Source organism: Mesorhizobium sp. M0189 (assembly GCF_040322135.1).
Lineage (GTDB): Bacteria > Pseudomonadota > Alphaproteobacteria > Rhizobiales > Rhizobiaceae > Mesorhizobium.
Map to the genome: position 1 here is coordinate 102,604 of NZ_JAMYSW010000008.1, position 15,943 is coordinate 118,546.

A 15,943-nucleotide genomic window follows, 5' to 3' on the forward strand; every position below is an offset into this window, starting at 1 on the left:
GTGGCTGCGGGGCATTGTCATTTTGAGGCTTTGCTTGAAACGGCATATCGAGATCGGCATTCTCTATTCGCGGTCCGGCAACTACCGGCTGGTGTCCGAATCCTGCCGTGCGGGCGCGATGAACGCCATCGCCGACGTCAACGCCGATCCCGTTGTCCCCTTCGAATTCATCCCGGTCGAGCGCGACCCGCAGGGCAACATCGATCGGTATGCAAGCGGCTGCGCGGACATTCTCGCCAACAGCGGCGCGCGTCACATCATTGGCTGCGTCACCTCGTGGAGCCGCAAGGAGGTCATTCCAATCCTGGAAAGGGCAGGCGGCACGCTGTGGTATGCCTGCCCGTACGAGGGCTTCGAAGCCAATGAGCATGTCGTCTACACCCACGCCTGCCCCAATCAGCATCTGGTACCGCTACTTGCCTATGTCGTGCCTCGTTTCGGCGCCGACGGCTTCCTGCTCGGTTCCAACTACATCTGGGGTTGGGAGACCAACCGTGTGGCGCGCGACCTGATTGCGGACGCCGGCGGCAAGGTGCTGGGCGAACGCTATCTGCCGCTTGGCGAGGTCGATGTTGCGAGGCTGATCGCGGAGGTACAGGCGACGAGACCTGATTTCATTCTGAACAATCTCATCGGCCCTTCTTCCTATGCGTTTATCGCCGCCTATGCCGAGCTTGGCCGGCGCGACCCGCATTTCAGGCCGGAGCGTTGCCCGATCCTGTCCTGCAATCTCACGGAATGCGAATTGCCGGCGCTCAACGGGGCAGGGGATGGTCATCTTTCCGTTGGGCCCTATTTTCACGACACCTCGGGGGCGGATCGCGGAGCGGCTTCAGTGTCTTCCGTCATGCCTGCCTCATCCTTCGAGGCGGCGGCTTATGCCTCGGTGCGCACGCTCGCCGAGATCCTCACCCGCAACCCCGGTGCACAATGGACGGACCTGCCCAAGGTCTTTGCCGGAACATCATTTCGAACACCGCTGGGCGACATCGCCATCGATCCGCAAACCCAGCACGCTACCTTGCCGGTGCAGATCGGACGTATCGATGGGACATCGTTCAAAACGGTCACGCTGACGAAGGGCGTGGCACCCGATCCCTACCTTTCCCGCTATGACCGGACGGAGACGTTCGGGCGGCCACGCCTGCGGGTGGTGTCGTGAGCAAGATGGCGCGTATCCCGAACCTTGGAGGCGCCAGGGCTTTTGTCCTGCATCGTCCACATCCGACCGTGCAGGCGATCACAAGGCAATTGTCGGCCATCGGCCTTGAGGCGATTGGCTTCTGGCCGGAACTGCCGGCCGAAGCCTTGGCGGCGGACTTCGTTTTCTTCGACGTAGACCTCGGCTTTGACGAGCAATTTCCGTGGAAGCCGGGCGAGGCACCGATGCCGCTGATAGCGCTGATCGGCTCCGAGGCGCCGGGGCGTGTCGAATGGGCACTGTCGCACAAGGCCGATGCCCAATTGCTGAAACCGGTCGGCAACGCCGGCGTCTATAGCGCGCTTTTGATCGCAAGGCAGAGTTTCGAGGCGCGCAAGCTTCTGGCCAGCGAGATCGCCTCGCTTCGTCAGCGGGTCGCGGAGCGCCAGACCATCGTACGCGCGGTGGAGGTCTTGTCGAAGGGCGCCGAGGACGGCCGTGCCTATGCGCAGCTTCGCTCGCTGGCGATGAGCTGGCAAATCAGCGTCGAGGACGCCGCGCGCAGGATCGTGGCGATGACACAAGAAGAAGGCGACGATGACCAATCCGATCGCGCCTGAGCTTTCAGCCGCGGGGCGCATGCCAGCCAAGCCTCGCGCCGGCGTCTGGCGACGTCTGCTAAAACGGCCTCTCGCATTGCTCGGCCTCGGGATTATTGCCCTTGTCTTGGCCGGCGCCATTCTTGCACCGTGGCTGACAGGCTACGATCCGAACGAGCAGATGTTTGACGGGCTCACGCTTGAAGGCGCGCCACTGCCGCCGGGAGCCCAATTCTGGCTAGGCACCGACCTGCTTGGCCGCGACCTGCTGACCCGTCTTCTCTTCGGCGCGCGCACGTCGCTGATCATCGGCATCGTCGCCAATGGCGTGGCGCTTCTGATCGGCACGCTGGTCGGCATCACGGCCGGCTATTTCCGCGGCTGGATCGGCAGCGCGCTTATGCGCTTCACCGATTTGATGATGGCTTTCCCGGCGCTGCTGCTCGCCATCTGCCTGGCGGCGGTGCTCCAGCCGAGCCTGTGGATCGTCGCTATGGTGATCGCATTGGTGAACTGGGTGCAGACCGCCCGCGTCATCTACACCGAGACAAGTTCGCTCTCCGAGCGCGAGTTCATCGATGCTGAGCGCACCATCGGCGCAAGCGCTCCACGCATCCTGTTTCGTCATATCCTGCCGCACCTTTTGCCGACGATCATCGTCTGGGGCACGCTCGGCATCTCGACCACTGTGCTTCTGGAAGCGACGCTCAGCTATCTCGGTATCGGCGTGCAACCGCCGACTGCTTCCTGGGGCAACATCATCTTCGAAAACCAGACCTATTTCCAGGCAGCGCCCTGGCTGGTTTTCTTTCCGGGTGCGGCGATCCTGGCGCTGGCGTTGGCCTTTAACCTGGTCGGCGATGCGCTGCGCGACATCCTCGATCCGACGCAAAGGGGGCGGGCATGATCGCCTATCTCGGCCGCCGCGTTGTCCAGGCCGTGCTCATCTTGCTCGGCGTCTCTCTGATCACCTTTGCGCTGCTCTATCTGCTGCCCGCCGATCCCGTCCGCCAGATCGCCGGCCGCAGCGCCACGCCCGAGACGGTCGAGAACATCCGCCGGCAGCTCGGCCTCGACCAGCCCTTTGTCGTCCAGTATTGGCACTATCTGATCAGCCTGCTCAGCGGCGATCTGGGGCGCTCCTACATTCAGCGCTCGGAGGTCACGGAGCTTATCGTCTCGCGTCTGCCGGCAAGCCTGCTGCTGATGGTCGGCGCCATTGCTTGCGAAGTCGTGATCGGGCTGACGATGGGCCTCATCGCCGCCGTCAAGCGTGGCACCGCCACCGACCAGTCGCTGATGGTCGCCTCCTTCGTCGGTGTTTCGGCGCCGCAATTCGTCGTGGGCCTGCTGCTGCTTTATGTATTCGCGGTGCGGCTCGGCTGGTTCCCGATCGGCGGTTACGGCGCCTGGCGCCATCTGGTGCTGCCATCGCTGACCATGGGAATTCTCGGCGCCGGCTGGTACGCCCGCATGATGCGCTCGTCGATGATCGACGTGCTGCGCCAGGATTACGTGCGTACCGCGCGTGCCAAGGGTCTTGCACGCAGCGCCATTATCTTCCGGCACGCGCTGCCCAACGCCATCCTGCCGGTCATTGCCATGATCGGCATCGACATCGGCATCTTCATGGGCGGCATCGTGGTTGTCGAAAGCGTGTTCGGCTGGCCAGGCATCGGCCAGCTAGCCTGGCAGGCCATTCAGCGCATCGACATTCCGATCATCATGGGGGTCACCCTGGTTTCGGCCTTTGCCATCGTGCTCGGCAATCTCCTGGCCGACACTGTCGCACCGTTCATCGATCCACGCATCAAGCTCAGATGAAAACCAAGAACACCAGAGAAAGGGAACATGACATGAGAAAATATCTGATATCGACCGTGGCGGCATCGGCGCTTGCGCTGGTGCTTGGCATGACGAGCGTACGCGCCGAAGACGCCGTCGATCCGAATGCCAAGCAGGGCGGCGCGATCACCATCACCTACAAGGACGACGTCGCTACGCTCGATCCGGCCATCGGCTATGACTGGCAGAACTGGTCGATGATCAAGAGCCTGTTCGACGGGCTGATGGACTACGAGCCGGGCACCACCAACCTGCGGCCCGACCTTGCCGAGAGCTACGAGATTGCGCCCGACGGCAAGACCTTCACCTTCAAGCTGCGCCAAGGAGTGAAGTTCCACAATGGCCGCGAGATGACCGCCGACGACGTGAAATATTCTCTCGACCGGGTCACCAATCCAAAGACACAGAGCCCTGGTGCCGGCTTCTTCGGGTCGATCAAAGGCTATGACGATGTCGCTGCCGGCAAGGCGGAAAGCCTGGCCGGCATAACCGTCGGCGATCCCTACACGATCAAGTTCGAGCTGACCCGGCCCGACGCCACCTTCCTGCATGTCATGGCGATCAACTTCTCGCACGTCGTGCCGAAGGAAGAGGTCGAAAAATACGGCGCGGACTTCGGCAAGCACCCGGTCGGAACCGGCGCCTTCAAGCTCGCCGAATGGACGCTCGGCCAGCGCGTGGTCTTCGAGCGCAACCCGGACTACTGGCACAAGGACCTGCCGCATCTCGACAAGATCACCTTTGAGATCGGCCAGGAGCCGATAGTGGCGCTGCTGCGGCTGCAGAAAGGCGAGATCGACGTTCCCGGCGACGGCATTCCGCCAGCGAAATTCCAGGAGGTGATGGCCGATCCCGAGCAGAAGGCCCGTGTCGTCGAGGGCGGCCAGTTGCACACCGGCTATATCACCATGAATACCACCATGGCGCCGTTCGACAATGTGAAGGTGCGGCAGGCGGTCAACATGGCGATCAACAAGGACCGCATCGTCCAACTGATCAACAACCGTGCGGTGCCGGCCAATCAGCCATTGCCGCCGTCGATGCCTGGCTACGACAAAGAATTCAAGGGCTATTCCTATGACGTAGCCAAGGCCAAGGCCTTGCTTGCCGAGGCGGGGCATCCCGGTGGTTTTGACACGCAGCTGTTTGCCATGAATACCGATCCCAACCCGCGTATCGCGCAGGCCATCCAGCAGGATCTGGCGGCCGTCGGCATTAAGGCCAGCATCCAGTCGCTCGCCCAGGCCAACGTCATCGCCGCCGGCGGCGACAAGGCCGGTGCGCCGATGATCTGGTCCGGCGGCATGGCCTGGATCGCCGACTTCCCCGATCCGTCGAACTTCTACGGCCCGATCCTTGGCTGCGCTGGTGCCGTCCCGGGCGGCTGGAACTGGTCGTGGTATTGCAACAAGGAGCTCGACGCCAAGGCGGCCGAAGCCGACTCCATCGTCGACCCGGCCAAGGCTGGCGAACGCGCCAAGATGTGGAGCGAGATCTACGGCAAGATCATGGAAGACGCGCCCTGGGCACCGGTGTTCAACGAGCAGCGTTTCACCATGAAATCAACCCGCATGGGTGGCGCGGACAACCTCTATGTCGACCCGGTCCACATCCCGATCAACTACGACAATGTGTATGTGACCGATGTGCAATAACTGCGACTACACCATCCACGGGCGCCACCATCATTTCGGCTGGGACAATTCCTTTGTCCCGGCCGAACGGGTGGCGCCAGGGTCGACGATCGAGTTCCAGTGCCTGGACTCGTCCGGCGGGCAGCTGACGATGGAGAGCACCGTTGACGACGTTGCTTTGCTCGATTTTGCCAAGGTGAACCCGGTCACTGGGCCAATCTATGTCGACGGGGCGGAGCCGGGCGATGCCCTGAAAATCACCATCGAGGCGTTCAAGCCGTCCGGCTTCGGTTGGACAGCGAATATCCCGGGATTCGGTCTGTTGGCGGATGACTTCACTCAACCGGCACTGAATATCTGGAAGTACGACGCCGCCTCGCTCGAACCCGCGCTGTTCGGCAAGAGCGGCCGGGTGCCGCTCAAGCCCTTCGCCGGCACCATCGGCAATGCCCCGGCTGAGCCGGGTCTGCATTCGGTGGTCCCGCCGCGGCGCGTGGGCGGCAATATGGACATCCGTGATCTCGCTGCCGGCACGGTGCTCTACCTGCCCGTAGAGGTCGCGGGAGCGTTGTTCTCGGTCGGTGACACGCACGCCGCGCAAGGCGACGGCGAGGTCTGCGGCACGGCGATCGAGAGCCCCATGGACGCCGTGCTGACGCTCGATCTGGTCAAGGATGCCCGGCTGCGGACGCCGCGTTTCACGACGCCCGGTCCGGTGTCGCGACATCTCGACGCCAAGGGCTATGAGGTGACAACCGGTATCGGGCCGGATCTGATGGACGGCGCCAGGAGCGCCGTCTCGCAGATGATCGACCTGCTCTCCGGCCGCTACCGCATGGATCCGGTAGACGCCTATATGCTCGTGTCGGTTTGCGGCGACCTGCGCATAAGCGAGATCGTCGACATGCCCAACTGGGTGGTTTCTTTCTACTTCCCCCGCTGCGTCTTTGAATGAAGGTGGAGGACATCAAACGATCCGGGCAGGCCGCCGCGGAGAGTGGCTCTGTCAGGCCGGTACTCAGCGTCTCAGGTCTGAGCGTCGCCGTGCGCGGCGAAGAGGGCGACCGCGACGTCGTTTCCGACCTGACATTCGACCTGATGCGCGGCGAAACGCTTTGCATCGCCGGCGAGTCCGGTTCCGGCAAGTCGATGACGGCGCTGGCCATCATGGGCTTGCTGCCGCAGCCGGCGGCACGCATCAGATCAGGCTCCATCCGGCTCGGCGATCAGGATCTCGCGGCTCTTAGCGAGAGTGGTATGCGCCGCATCCGCGGCGACCGCATTGCCATGATCTTTCAGGAACCGATGACATCGCTCAATCCGGTTCTTTCCATCGGCCGGCAGCTCACGGAGGCGATCGAGGCACACGCCTCGCTGTCGCGCTCCAACTCGCGGCTGAGGGCGCTCGAGGCGCTGAAGGCAGTCCGAATTCCGGATGCCGAACGGCGGCTCGAGCACTATCCGCACGAACTCTCAGGCGGCATGCGCCAGCGTGTGATGATTGCCATGGCTCTGGCCCTGAACCCGGATGTGCTGATCGCCGATGAACCGACGACCGCCCTCGACGTCACCGTTCAGGGCGAGGTGCTGGAGTTGCTGCGTGACCTGCAGCGCGAGCACGGCACCAGCGTTATCCTGATCACGCACGACATGGGTGTCGTCGCCGAGATGGCGGACCGCGTTATCATCATGCGCGATGGCCGGATGGTCGAGCAGGGCAGCGCGACCGACATCTTCACCCGCCCGCAGGCAGATTATACGCGCGAGCTTCTGGCCGCCGTGCCACGCATCGGCGGTGGACGGCCGGCCGAAGACCGACAAGACGCCGCCCACATGCCGGCCGAGCTTGTATCCGTCAGCGATCTTCACGTCCGCTTCGACCTGCGCGGCGGCTTCTTCGGTCGCGTTGACCGCAGGGTGCACGCAGTCGAGGGCGTCAGTTTCTCGATCGCGCCGCACGAAACGCTGTCGCTGGTCGGCGAATCGGGCTGCGGCAAGTCGACGACGGCCAAGGCGATCGCCGGGCTGGTGCCCTACACCGGCAGCATTTCAATCGGCAGCCACGACTTGTCGGCGCTCAGCCGCAAGGAGCGCAAGGCTGTACGCCGCAATGTGCAGATGATCTTTCAGGATCCCTTCGCGTCCCTCGACCCGCGCATGCGAGTAGGCGATCTCGTCGCCGAGCCTCTGCTGATCCACGGCCTCGGCGACAAAGAGCAACGGCACGCCCAGATCGCCGCACTGTTCGAACGCGTCGGCCTCTCGGCTGACCAGATGGAGCGCTATCCCCACGAATTCTCCGGCGGGCAGCGCCAGCGAATCTGCGTTGCACGGGCGCTGGCGCTGCGACCAAAGCTGATCATTGCCGACGAGAGCGTCTCTGCTCTCGATGTGTCGGTGCAGGCGCGCGTGTTAAGATTGCTGAAGGAACTGCAGCGCGAATTCGGCGTCGCATATCTCTTCATCTCGCACGACATGGCGGTGGTAGAGAACATCTCCGATCGCGTGGCGGTAATGTATCTGGGGCAGATCGTCGAGATGGGCACCCGCGACCAGATCTTCTCCAACCCGCGCCATCCTTACACAAAGCGGCTGATCGAAGCCGTTCCGGTTCCCGATCCAGGCCGGCGCCGCGCCCGGTTCGCCCGTTTGGACAGCGAAATTCCAAGCGCTGTGCGGCGCATCGGTGACGAGCCCCGGAAACTCAAGCTTGAAGATGTTGGCGACGGCCACCTCGTCGCCACTTGATCAGCTTAGGCCGCCTCGTCCAGCCAATCCGCAGACGCTCGGGGACAGCAGCATATGTGATGCTCGGGCGGCAGGATGTGATCGGTGATGGCGCTGCCGCGGCAGCGCCAATCGGCGATGCCGAGTTGGCAAGATCGCCAGTTTACATCTGACATGTTAGCGTGCTAACGCTACGTGCACATTGATTTCAACGGAGATCGCATTGGCTTCCCGCTTTGGTCTTTCGGTTGCCTTAGCCACACCCTTCGACCCGTCGGGGCAGATAGCGCTCGCGCCGATGATCGCGCACGCCCGAGCCTGCCTTGGCGCCGGCTGCAGCAGCGCGACGCTGTTCGGCACCACCGGGGAAGGAGCCTCGGTGGGCACCGACGAGCGGCGGATCGTCACCGAAGCCATGTTGGCGGCCGGTATACCGGCACATCAGCTCGTCGCCGGCGTGCTGGTCGATGCAATCGAAGATGCCGCCGATCAGGCTCGGCACGCTTTGCAGCGCGGCGTTCGCAACATTCTGCTCGCTCCGCCGAGCTACTTCAAGAATGTCGGCGAGAACGGGCTGTTCGGATGGTTTTCCGCCGTCTTCGCCGCACTCGGCCCGCTGGCGCGTGATGTGCTCCTCTATAACATCCCCTCTGTCACCATGGTGCCGCTCCCGCTTGGGCTGATCGGCCGGTTGCGCGCCGCCTTTCCCGCTGTGGTGGCCGGGGTGAAGGATTCCGGCGGGGACTGGAGCTACAGTGAGGCGCTGCTTGAAGCGCATGGCGATCTGGTGATCCTGATCGGCGACGAACGGCATCTGGCGAGAAGCGTGCGCCGCGGCGGACAGGGTGCGATTTCCGGCATGGCTAATTTTGTTACCGGCGAAATCCTCGCAATGGTCGAAGACGGCCGCGACGACCCACGCGTCGAGGACTTCGTGCTCGAATTGCTCAAATACCCGGTCACACCGGCGGTGAAGGTCATGGTCGCGCGCACGACCGGCGACGAGCGCTGGCTGGCGGTCCGCCCGCCCCTGGAGGCGATCGGCCCACAAGGACGGCGGCAGCTTGCCGCGGCCTACGACAGGCTGTTTGCGACAGAGGCGGCCTGACCGACAAGGCCGGGCTGGCCGACAAGGAAGCGAGCTGAAGTGGAAGACGGCAGCGAACCGATCACTCTCCGGGAGAAAGCCTATGCCAGCTTCACGCGGCATTTGCTGGCCCGTGATCTGCGGCCGGGGCAGTTCGTGTCACAGCGCGAACTGGTCGCTTTCACCGGGCTGCCGCTGGGCGCTATTCGCGAGATCGTCCCGCGTCTCGAGGCCGAGGGATTGCTGACCACCATCCCGCAGCGCGGCATGCAAATCGCGCACATCGACATCAATCTGATCCGCGAGGCCTTTCAGTTTCGGCTATTCATGGAACGCGAGGCGGTGGCGCTATTCACGGCCAGCGCTTCAGATGCCGAACTTGCCCGCATGCGGCGCGAACACGAGGAGATGCTGGCTCAAGCTCTGGGGCAGGCGCCGACGCCGGAAATGGAAGCCAAGGCCCAGACCATCGACTGGGCCATGCACGATACCTTTATCAATGCGCTGGGCAACGAGATCATCGCCAAGGCCTATCTGGTCAACTCGGTGAAAATCCGGCTGATCCACCAGGAGCGTTTCCGCATCGACGGTCGCGTGGTGCCGGTGATGCGCGAACATTTGGCGGTCATCGAAGCCATGGAGAGCCGCAATTCGCAAAAGGCGGTTGAAGCGATCAGTCTGCATATCGACAATGCGCGCCGGCTGGCGCTCCAGATCTGAGGAAATATAGCCGCGCCGCGGTTCGCGGCGCATCCACAACGACAGCAACCGGGAGGAAGAAATGTCGTCCAATCTGTTCAACCCAACCAGGAGGCAACTCCTTGCCGGAACCGCGGCGCTCACCGCCGCCGGCCTTGTGGGGCTCCGCCCTAGCTTTGCCGCAGGCGTCGACTGGAAACGCTTTGCCGGGACGACGCTTGACGTCAATCTGGTGAAAAGCCCGCGCAGCGACACCATCCTGAAATATCTCGCCGAGTTCGAGGAACTGACCGGCATCAAGGTCAATGCCGAGGCCACGCCCGAGCAGCAGCAGCGCCAGAAGACGGTGATCGAATTGAGCTCGGGCAAGCCCAGCTTCGACGTCGTGCATCTGAGCTACCACGTGCAAAAGCGCCAGTTCGAGAAAGGTGGCTGGCTGGCTGACATCGCCGGCTACCTCGCCGACCCGTCGCTCACCGACCCGGGGTTGGTCGAAAGCGACTTCGCCGAGGCCGGCATGCTGTTTGCCAAGGACGGCCAGGGCGTGCTGCGCTCGCTACCCTTCTCGGTGGACTACTGGATACTCTATTGGAACAAGGAGCTGTTCGAGGCCAAGGGCCTCAAATACCCCGAGACCTTCGAGCAACTGGTGGCCGCCGCCGAAGCGCTGACCGACCCGTCGACCAATACATACGGCTTCGTCGCCCGCGGGCTCAAGAACGCAAATACGCCGGTGTGGACATCGCTGATGCTCGGCTACGACATGACGCCGCTCGACGACAAGGGCAAGCTGCGCACCGAGGCTCCCGAGGCGATCGAGGCTGCCGCGCTCTATCAAAGATTGATGACCAAGTCCGCCCCTCCGGGCGTCACCGGGTTCAATTGGGCCGAAGCACAGTCTGCCTTCCTGCAAGGCAAGATCGGCATGTGGCTCGACGGCGTGGGTTTTGCCCCGCCGATGGAAAACCCGGAAAAATCGAGGGTGGTCGGCAAGGTCGGCTACGGCGTCATGCCCAAGGGTCCCAAGGCGCATGCCTCGGGCACCTTTGGCGACGGGATTGGCGTTACCGCCGCCAGCGAGAAGAAGGAGGCCGCCTATCTGTTCTGCCAGTGGGCGGTATCGCCAGCCATGGGCGCGAGGCTGTTGCAGGCCGGCGCCGGCGTTCCGTTCCGCAAATCCGTGCTGAAGGATCCCAAGGTGCGCGAAGGCGTCACTATGCCGGCAAGCTGGCTTGATGCCGTGATCGGCTCAGGCAATATCAGCCGGCTGGCGCTGCCGGTCATCATTCCCGTCACCGAATTCCGCGACATCTATGGCGTGGCGCTGACCAACATGATTGCCGGCGCCGATCCCGCCGCCGAGCTGAAGAAGGCCACCGAGCAGTTCCAGCCGGTTCTCGACAGGAGCGAGCAGGGCTGATGTCGGCCACCACCCCAGAACAGACCGGGGTGACGATGCCGGTTATCGACGGGAGCCAGACGATCCGGCTGGCTCCCAACTACTGGCCTTTCGTTGTCCCCGCACTCGTCGTCGTTGGCGCCGTCATCGTTTTTCCTTGGGCTTTCACGCTGTGGATGAGCGTCAACCGCTGGACGCTCGGCCAGTCGCGGAGCTTTGCCGGGATGGAAAACTACCTCCGCCTGGCAAGCGACCCACGTTTCTGGGAATCCCTTGTTCATACGTTGACCTACACCTTCCTCTCGGTTGCAGCGCCGATGCTCCTGGGCACCGTGGCCGCCCTGATCTTCGACGCCAGGTTTCCGCTGCGCGGTCTGCTGCGCGGCGTCTTCGTCATGCCGATGATGGCGACGCCCGTTGCTGTGGCACTGGTTTGGACCATGATGTTCCATCCTCAGCTCGGCGTACTCAACTACTTGCTGTCGCTGGTCGGCATCCCGGCTCAGGAATGGATATTCAATGCCAACACGGTCATCCCGTCGCTGGTTGCGGTCGAGACCTGGCAGTGGACGCCGCTGGTCATGCTGATTGTGCTGGGTGGGCTGGCTTCGGTGCCGCGCGAGCCCTTCGAAAGCGCCGAGATCGACGGCGCCAATGCCTGGCAGCAATTCCGCTATCTCACTTTGCCGATGATCGCACCGTTCCTGATGATCGCGGTCATCATCCGCACCATCGATGCGCTGAAGAGCTTCGACATCATCTACGCGATGACCCAGGGCGGGCCGGGCACGGCCTCGGAAACCATCAACATCTATCTCTACAACACCGCCTTCTCCTACTACGATATCGGCTACGGCTCGGCCATGGCCGTGGTGTTCTTCATTGTCATCGTGGCCCTGTCTTTTGTCCTCCTAATGCTGCGTCAACGCTCGCAGTGGATCGATACGGAGGGCAAATAGATGAGTTCGCGGCTGCTCAACCAGATCGGTCTGTTTTTCGCTGCCCTGGTTTTCGTCTCGCCGGCGATCCTGTTCTTCCTCTGGATGATCTCGCTGTCGCTGAAGTTCGAAATCGACAACGGTGCCTATCCGCCGATCCTGATCCCCGAACGTTTCGCCTGGTCGAACTATGTAAAGGTGTTCGAGGAGAACAATTTCCTGCTCTATCTCTGGAACTCGGTTCTGGTGACCGGCACGGCGACCTTGCTGGCGCTGCTGATCGGCGTACCGGCCGGCTATGGCATCGCACGGCTCAAGGCTGAACGGTCGGCGGTCGTCATCATGATCGCCCGCATGACGCCTGGGCTATCCTATCTCATCCCGCTGTTTCTGCTGTTCCAATGGATCGGGATCCTCGGCACGCTCTGGCCGCAGATCATCATCCATCTGGTGGTGACGGTGCCGATCGTGGTCTGGGTGATGATCGGCTATTTCGAGACCACGCCGATGGAACTGGAAGAGGCGGCCAACATCGACGGCGCCAACTCCTGGCAGGTTTTCCGGCTGGTTGCCCTGCCCATCGCCAAGCCGGGCATCGTCGTCGCCTTCATCCTATCCGTCATCTTCTCATGGAACAATTTCGTCTTCGGCGTGGTGCTCGCCAGCCGTGAGACGCGCACCCTGCCGGTCGCCGTCTACAACATGCTGTCCTACGAACAGGTCAGCTGGGGGCCGCTCGCCGCGGCGGCGCTGGTGGTGACGTTGCCGGTGCTGATCCTGACCATGTTCGCGCAAAGGCAGATCGTCGCGGGGCTGACCGCCGGCGCCGTCAAGGGCGGCTGAGGGCGCGCCCTGACATCACTCTTTTCTGGGAAAGATCCAATGGCATCGGTAACGATCAACAACGTGCAGAAGGCCTTCGGGGCTACCAAGATCATTCACGACGTCAGCGTCGATATCGCCGATGGCGAATTCGTCATCCTGGTCGGCCCGTCGGGATGCGGAAAATCGACGCTGCTGCGTATGATTGCAGGCCTTGAAACGATCTCCGGCGGGAAGATCGCCATCGGCGAGCGTATGGTCAACAATCTGCGGGCACGGGACCGGAACATCGCCATGGTGTTCCAGAATTATGCGCTCTATCCGCATATGACTGTGGCCGACAATATGGGCTTTGCCCTGAAGATCAAGAAAGCCGACCCGGCCGACACCGCTGGCCGGGTCCGGAAGGCAGCCGGCATTCTTGGCCTGGAAAAGCTGCTTGACCGCTATCCGCGCCAGCTTTCCGGCGGCCAACGCCAGCGCGTCGCCATGGGCCGCGCGATCGTACGCGACCCGCAGGTTTTTCTGTTCGACGAGCCGCTCTCCAACCTCGACGCCAAGTTGCGCGTCCAGATGCGCGGCGAGATCAAGGAACTGCACCAGCGCCTGAAGACGACGACGGTTTACGTCACCCACGACCAGATCGAGGCCATGACCATGGCCGACAAGATCGTCGTGCTGCATGACGGCCTGGTCGAGCAGATCGGCGCGCCGCTTGACCTCTACGACCATCCCGCCAATCTCTTCGTTGCCGGTTTCATCGGCTCGCCCGCGATGAACTTCATCGCCGGCCGCATCGAGGAGGGCGTGTTCCGCAGCGCCGGCGGGTTGATCCTGCCGTTGCCGGAAGGCACCCAGCCGGCGGATGCCGCAGGACGTGAACTCGTCTACGGCATTCGCCCGGAACATATCCGGGCAACCGGGCAGGGCATGCCGGGCACGGTCACTCTTCTCGAGGCGACTGGCTCCGAAATCTTCGCCAGGGTCGACTGCTCCGGTGAAGAAATCTCCTGCCTCTTCCGAGAGCGGCTTGCGCTCAAGCAAGGCGAAGGGGTGCGGATCGAGATCGACCGCGCATGTGCGCATCTGTTCGACGCAGCAACCGGTCGGCGCATCTGACCCTATGGTCTGGTGAATGCGTGGTCGGCCTCAGGTCGGCAACGCGAATTCAACGGCAAGTTCGATGGCGCGGCCTTCGCGGGCCGATCTCTGGGCGGCGAGACCCATGACGACGGCCCACCAGCCGTCTTGCAAGGTCACTTCCACTTTGCCTTGTCCGCGCACCGCAGCGGTGAAGCGGACATGCTCGAAATAGGTCGAACCGTTATGGTCGCCTGCCTCGAGCAGCCGGGGGTCGACGGGAATCTCCAGCAGGCGTGGTCCAGGCGGATTGCGCGGGCTGACGATCAACTGGGGCACTGGCGCAGGGCCAAGGTGGGTCGGCCAGAAGCGACCGGGACCCGGCACCAGACATTCGATCTTTCCGTCGCCGCCGACAGCGCAGAGTTCCTCCTGGTAGCGGCTGCCCTCGGCGAACATGCAGAGTTCCAGCATGGCGCGCGCACCGCTCGCGAAATCAACCAGCACATAGCCATGGTCAAGGATATCCGGCCTCTCACCGCCGTAGCGTTCGTCGAGATGGTTTACGGCCCGTCCAGCGCTCGCCATCACGCGGACGGGGTCGGATCCGAGGATCAGCCGCATCAGGTCGAAGAAGTGGCAGCACTTCTCGACGAATGTGCCGCCGGTGTTGCGGTTGAAGCGGTTCCAGTCGCCGACCTTGGCCAGAAACGGGAAGCGGTGCTCGCGGACCGTCAGCATGCGGATGCCGCCGGTGGCGTGGCGGGCCTGCTCGACGAATGCGGCGACGGGCGGCATATAGCGGTATTCCATGGCCACCCAGACGAGCGGAAGCCGAGCTTTCAGCGCCGCGATCCGCCCCTCGCCACCGGCGTCGGTGAAGAGCGGCTTTTCCACCAGCACCGGCAGTGGTCGAAGTGCGGCGATCTGCTCCATCTGACCGAGGTGCTGGTGGTTGGGGCTGGCAACCAAGACGCAGTCTACCTCGTCCATGGCCAGTAGTTCGGCGATCGATGCCGCCGATCGCGCGCCCGACGCCGTCGCCAGCGACGCCGCCAACATGCCGGGGTCCGGCTCGAAGATCGCGGCCACATGCGCGTCGGGCAACAGAGCGATGTTGCGGATGTGCTCGCGGCCCATCATGCCGCAGCCGATGATGCCGTAGCCGATCGATGATCTGGTCACGCTGCGACTTCCTCCGGCCTATCTGAAACGCGTGACGTAGCGCGCCGCGCCCGGATCGAACCAGCTGCGGGAATATTCCGCGCTCGCGCCGTCGCCAGCCCAGGCGATACGTTCAATGAAACCCACGACCGTCCCCGGCGGTGGCCTGAACTCGAGCGGGACCCAGTCCGGCGCGGGTGCGACGGCAACATGGTCTTCGGCGCGAACGATCGTAAAGCCGAGCGCGAGCCGGTAGTGGAGATAGAGGGATTCCGACAGGTCCTCGCGCTTGAGCCGCTCGGCGCGGCTGACGTCGAGCCAGATCTCCTCGATCGCGGCCGGCTCGCCGTCGAGCCGCCGCAGCCGGCGTATACGGTGGGCTTCGCCGGCGCTGCCGAATTGCGGCAGGTCGGCGGGCTTGGGCAGCCGCTCGACGGACAGCACGTCGGCGCTCGGCAGGCCGCCACCGCCGATGCGCTCCAGGCGAAAGAAGGCATAGATCCCGAGCAAGTCGCCGCGCGCTCGCACATAGTTACCCGAGCCCTGGATGCGGTCGAGAAGGCCCTTTTCGGTCAAATCTGCCAGCGCGCGCCTGAGCGTGCCGACGGCAATCCCGAGGCTCGCGGCCATCTCGCGCTCGGGCGGCAGCCGCGCCCCGTCGGCCAGCCGTCCGGCCGCGATTTCGCGGATCAGCATTTCGCTGGTCTGCAAGTGCACAGGCAAGGGCCCGCGCATCTGGCTGGATCGGTGGCCGGGGTCCGCCCTTGTCAAATGCATCCGGTGTTCCAATCGCATCCCGGTTTCGGGT

The 15,943-nt window shown here is 63.4% G+C and carries 15 protein-coding genes; 13 read left to right on the plus strand and 2 right to left on the minus strand.

The genetic code is table 11. The annotated features are described in order from the left end of the window. Positions 1-34 precede the first annotated feature (34 nt). The 13 genes from NKJ09_RS16755 to NKJ09_RS16815 all read left to right on the plus strand — a co-directional run bounded on the left by NKJ09_RS16755 (position 35) and on the right by NKJ09_RS16815 (position 14,010). Positions 35-1,162: a transporter substrate-binding protein gene (locus NKJ09_RS16755; RefSeq protein ID WP_023716954.1), complete on the plus strand. Its 1,128-nt coding sequence runs from the start codon at positions 35-37 to the stop codon at positions 1,160-1,162. Beyond that, positions 1,159-1,761 (plus strand): ANTAR domain-containing response regulator, encoded by a 603-nt coding sequence (locus NKJ09_RS16760; RefSeq protein ID WP_023716955.1) that lies wholly within the window; start codon positions 1,159-1,161, stop codon positions 1,759-1,761. The genes NKJ09_RS16755 and NKJ09_RS16760 overlap by 4 nt, the downstream gene beginning before the upstream one ends. A 19-nt stretch (positions 1,762-1,780) precedes the next feature. Further along, entirely contained in the window at positions 1,781-2,647 is an 867-nt protein-coding gene (locus tag NKJ09_RS16765; protein ID WP_254818659.1) for an ABC transporter permease, read from the plus strand. Further along, positions 2,644-3,564: an ABC transporter permease gene (locus NKJ09_RS16770; RefSeq protein WP_023716957.1), complete on the plus strand. Its 921-nt coding sequence runs from the start codon at positions 2,644-2,646 to the stop codon at positions 3,562-3,564. Before NKJ09_RS16765 ends, NKJ09_RS16770 begins: the two co-directional genes overlap by 4 nt. 32 nt (positions 3,565-3,596) lie before the next feature. Then, positions 3,597-5,240, plus strand: a complete 1,644-nt coding sequence (locus NKJ09_RS16775; RefSeq protein WP_023716958.1) for an ABC transporter substrate-binding protein — start codon at positions 3,597-3,599, stop codon at positions 5,238-5,240. Beyond that, complete coding sequence (locus NKJ09_RS16780; protein ID WP_023716959.1) at positions 5,230-6,174, plus strand: acetamidase/formamidase family protein; 945 nt, start codon at positions 5,230-5,232, stop codon at positions 6,172-6,174. The genes NKJ09_RS16775 and NKJ09_RS16780 overlap by 11 nt, the downstream gene beginning before the upstream one ends. Continuing rightward, complete coding sequence (locus tag NKJ09_RS16785; RefSeq protein WP_023716960.1) at positions 6,171-7,967, plus strand: ABC transporter ATP-binding protein; 1,797 nt, start codon at positions 6,171-6,173, stop codon at positions 7,965-7,967. Before NKJ09_RS16780 ends, NKJ09_RS16785 begins: the two co-directional genes overlap by 4 nt. 202 nt (positions 7,968-8,169) lie before the next feature. Continuing rightward, positions 8,170-9,054 (plus strand): dihydrodipicolinate synthase family protein, encoded by an 885-nt coding sequence (locus tag NKJ09_RS16790; RefSeq protein WP_023716962.1) that lies wholly within the window; start codon positions 8,170-8,172, stop codon positions 9,052-9,054. A gap of 39 nt (positions 9,055-9,093) precedes the next feature. Then, positions 9,094-9,753 (plus strand): GntR family transcriptional regulator, encoded by a 660-nt coding sequence (locus tag NKJ09_RS16795; RefSeq protein WP_023716963.1) that lies wholly within the window; start codon positions 9,094-9,096, stop codon positions 9,751-9,753. 61 nt (positions 9,754-9,814) lie between these two features. Continuing rightward, positions 9,815-11,152, plus strand: a complete 1,338-nt coding sequence (locus NKJ09_RS16800; protein ID WP_352494375.1) for an extracellular solute-binding protein — start codon at positions 9,815-9,817, stop codon at positions 11,150-11,152. Between the two features lie 35 nt (positions 11,153-11,187). Next, positions 11,188-12,090, plus strand: a complete 903-nt coding sequence (locus NKJ09_RS16805; RefSeq protein ID WP_352494401.1) for a carbohydrate ABC transporter permease — start codon at positions 11,188-11,190, stop codon at positions 12,088-12,090. After that, on the plus strand, positions 12,091-12,912 hold the full coding sequence (locus NKJ09_RS16810) for a carbohydrate ABC transporter permease (RefSeq protein WP_352483688.1): 822 nt from the start codon (positions 12,091-12,093) through the stop codon (positions 12,910-12,912). A 39-nt stretch (positions 12,913-12,951) separates the two neighbouring features. Continuing rightward, the gene (locus NKJ09_RS16815; protein WP_352494374.1) at positions 12,952-14,010 is read left to right on the plus strand and encodes an ABC transporter ATP-binding protein; all 1,059 of its coding nucleotides are present in this window, start codon (positions 12,952-12,954) and stop codon (positions 14,008-14,010) included. A 30-nt stretch (positions 14,011-14,040) separates the two neighbouring features. Here the strand turns inward: NKJ09_RS16815 and NKJ09_RS16820 are convergent, their stop codons facing one another. Together NKJ09_RS16820 and NKJ09_RS16825 are read right to left on the minus strand one after the other, a co-directional pair. Then, positions 14,041-15,114: a Gfo/Idh/MocA family protein gene (locus tag NKJ09_RS16820; RefSeq protein ID WP_502901316.1), complete on the minus strand. Its 1,074-nt coding sequence runs from the start codon at positions 15,112-15,114 to the stop codon at positions 14,041-14,043. Positions 15,115-15,174: 60 nt separating this feature from the next. Next, positions 15,175-15,831, minus strand: a complete 657-nt coding sequence (locus NKJ09_RS16825; RefSeq protein ID WP_352494372.1) for a GntR family transcriptional regulator — start codon at positions 15,829-15,831, stop codon at positions 15,175-15,177. Between the last annotated feature and the right edge of the window lie 112 nt (positions 15,832-15,943).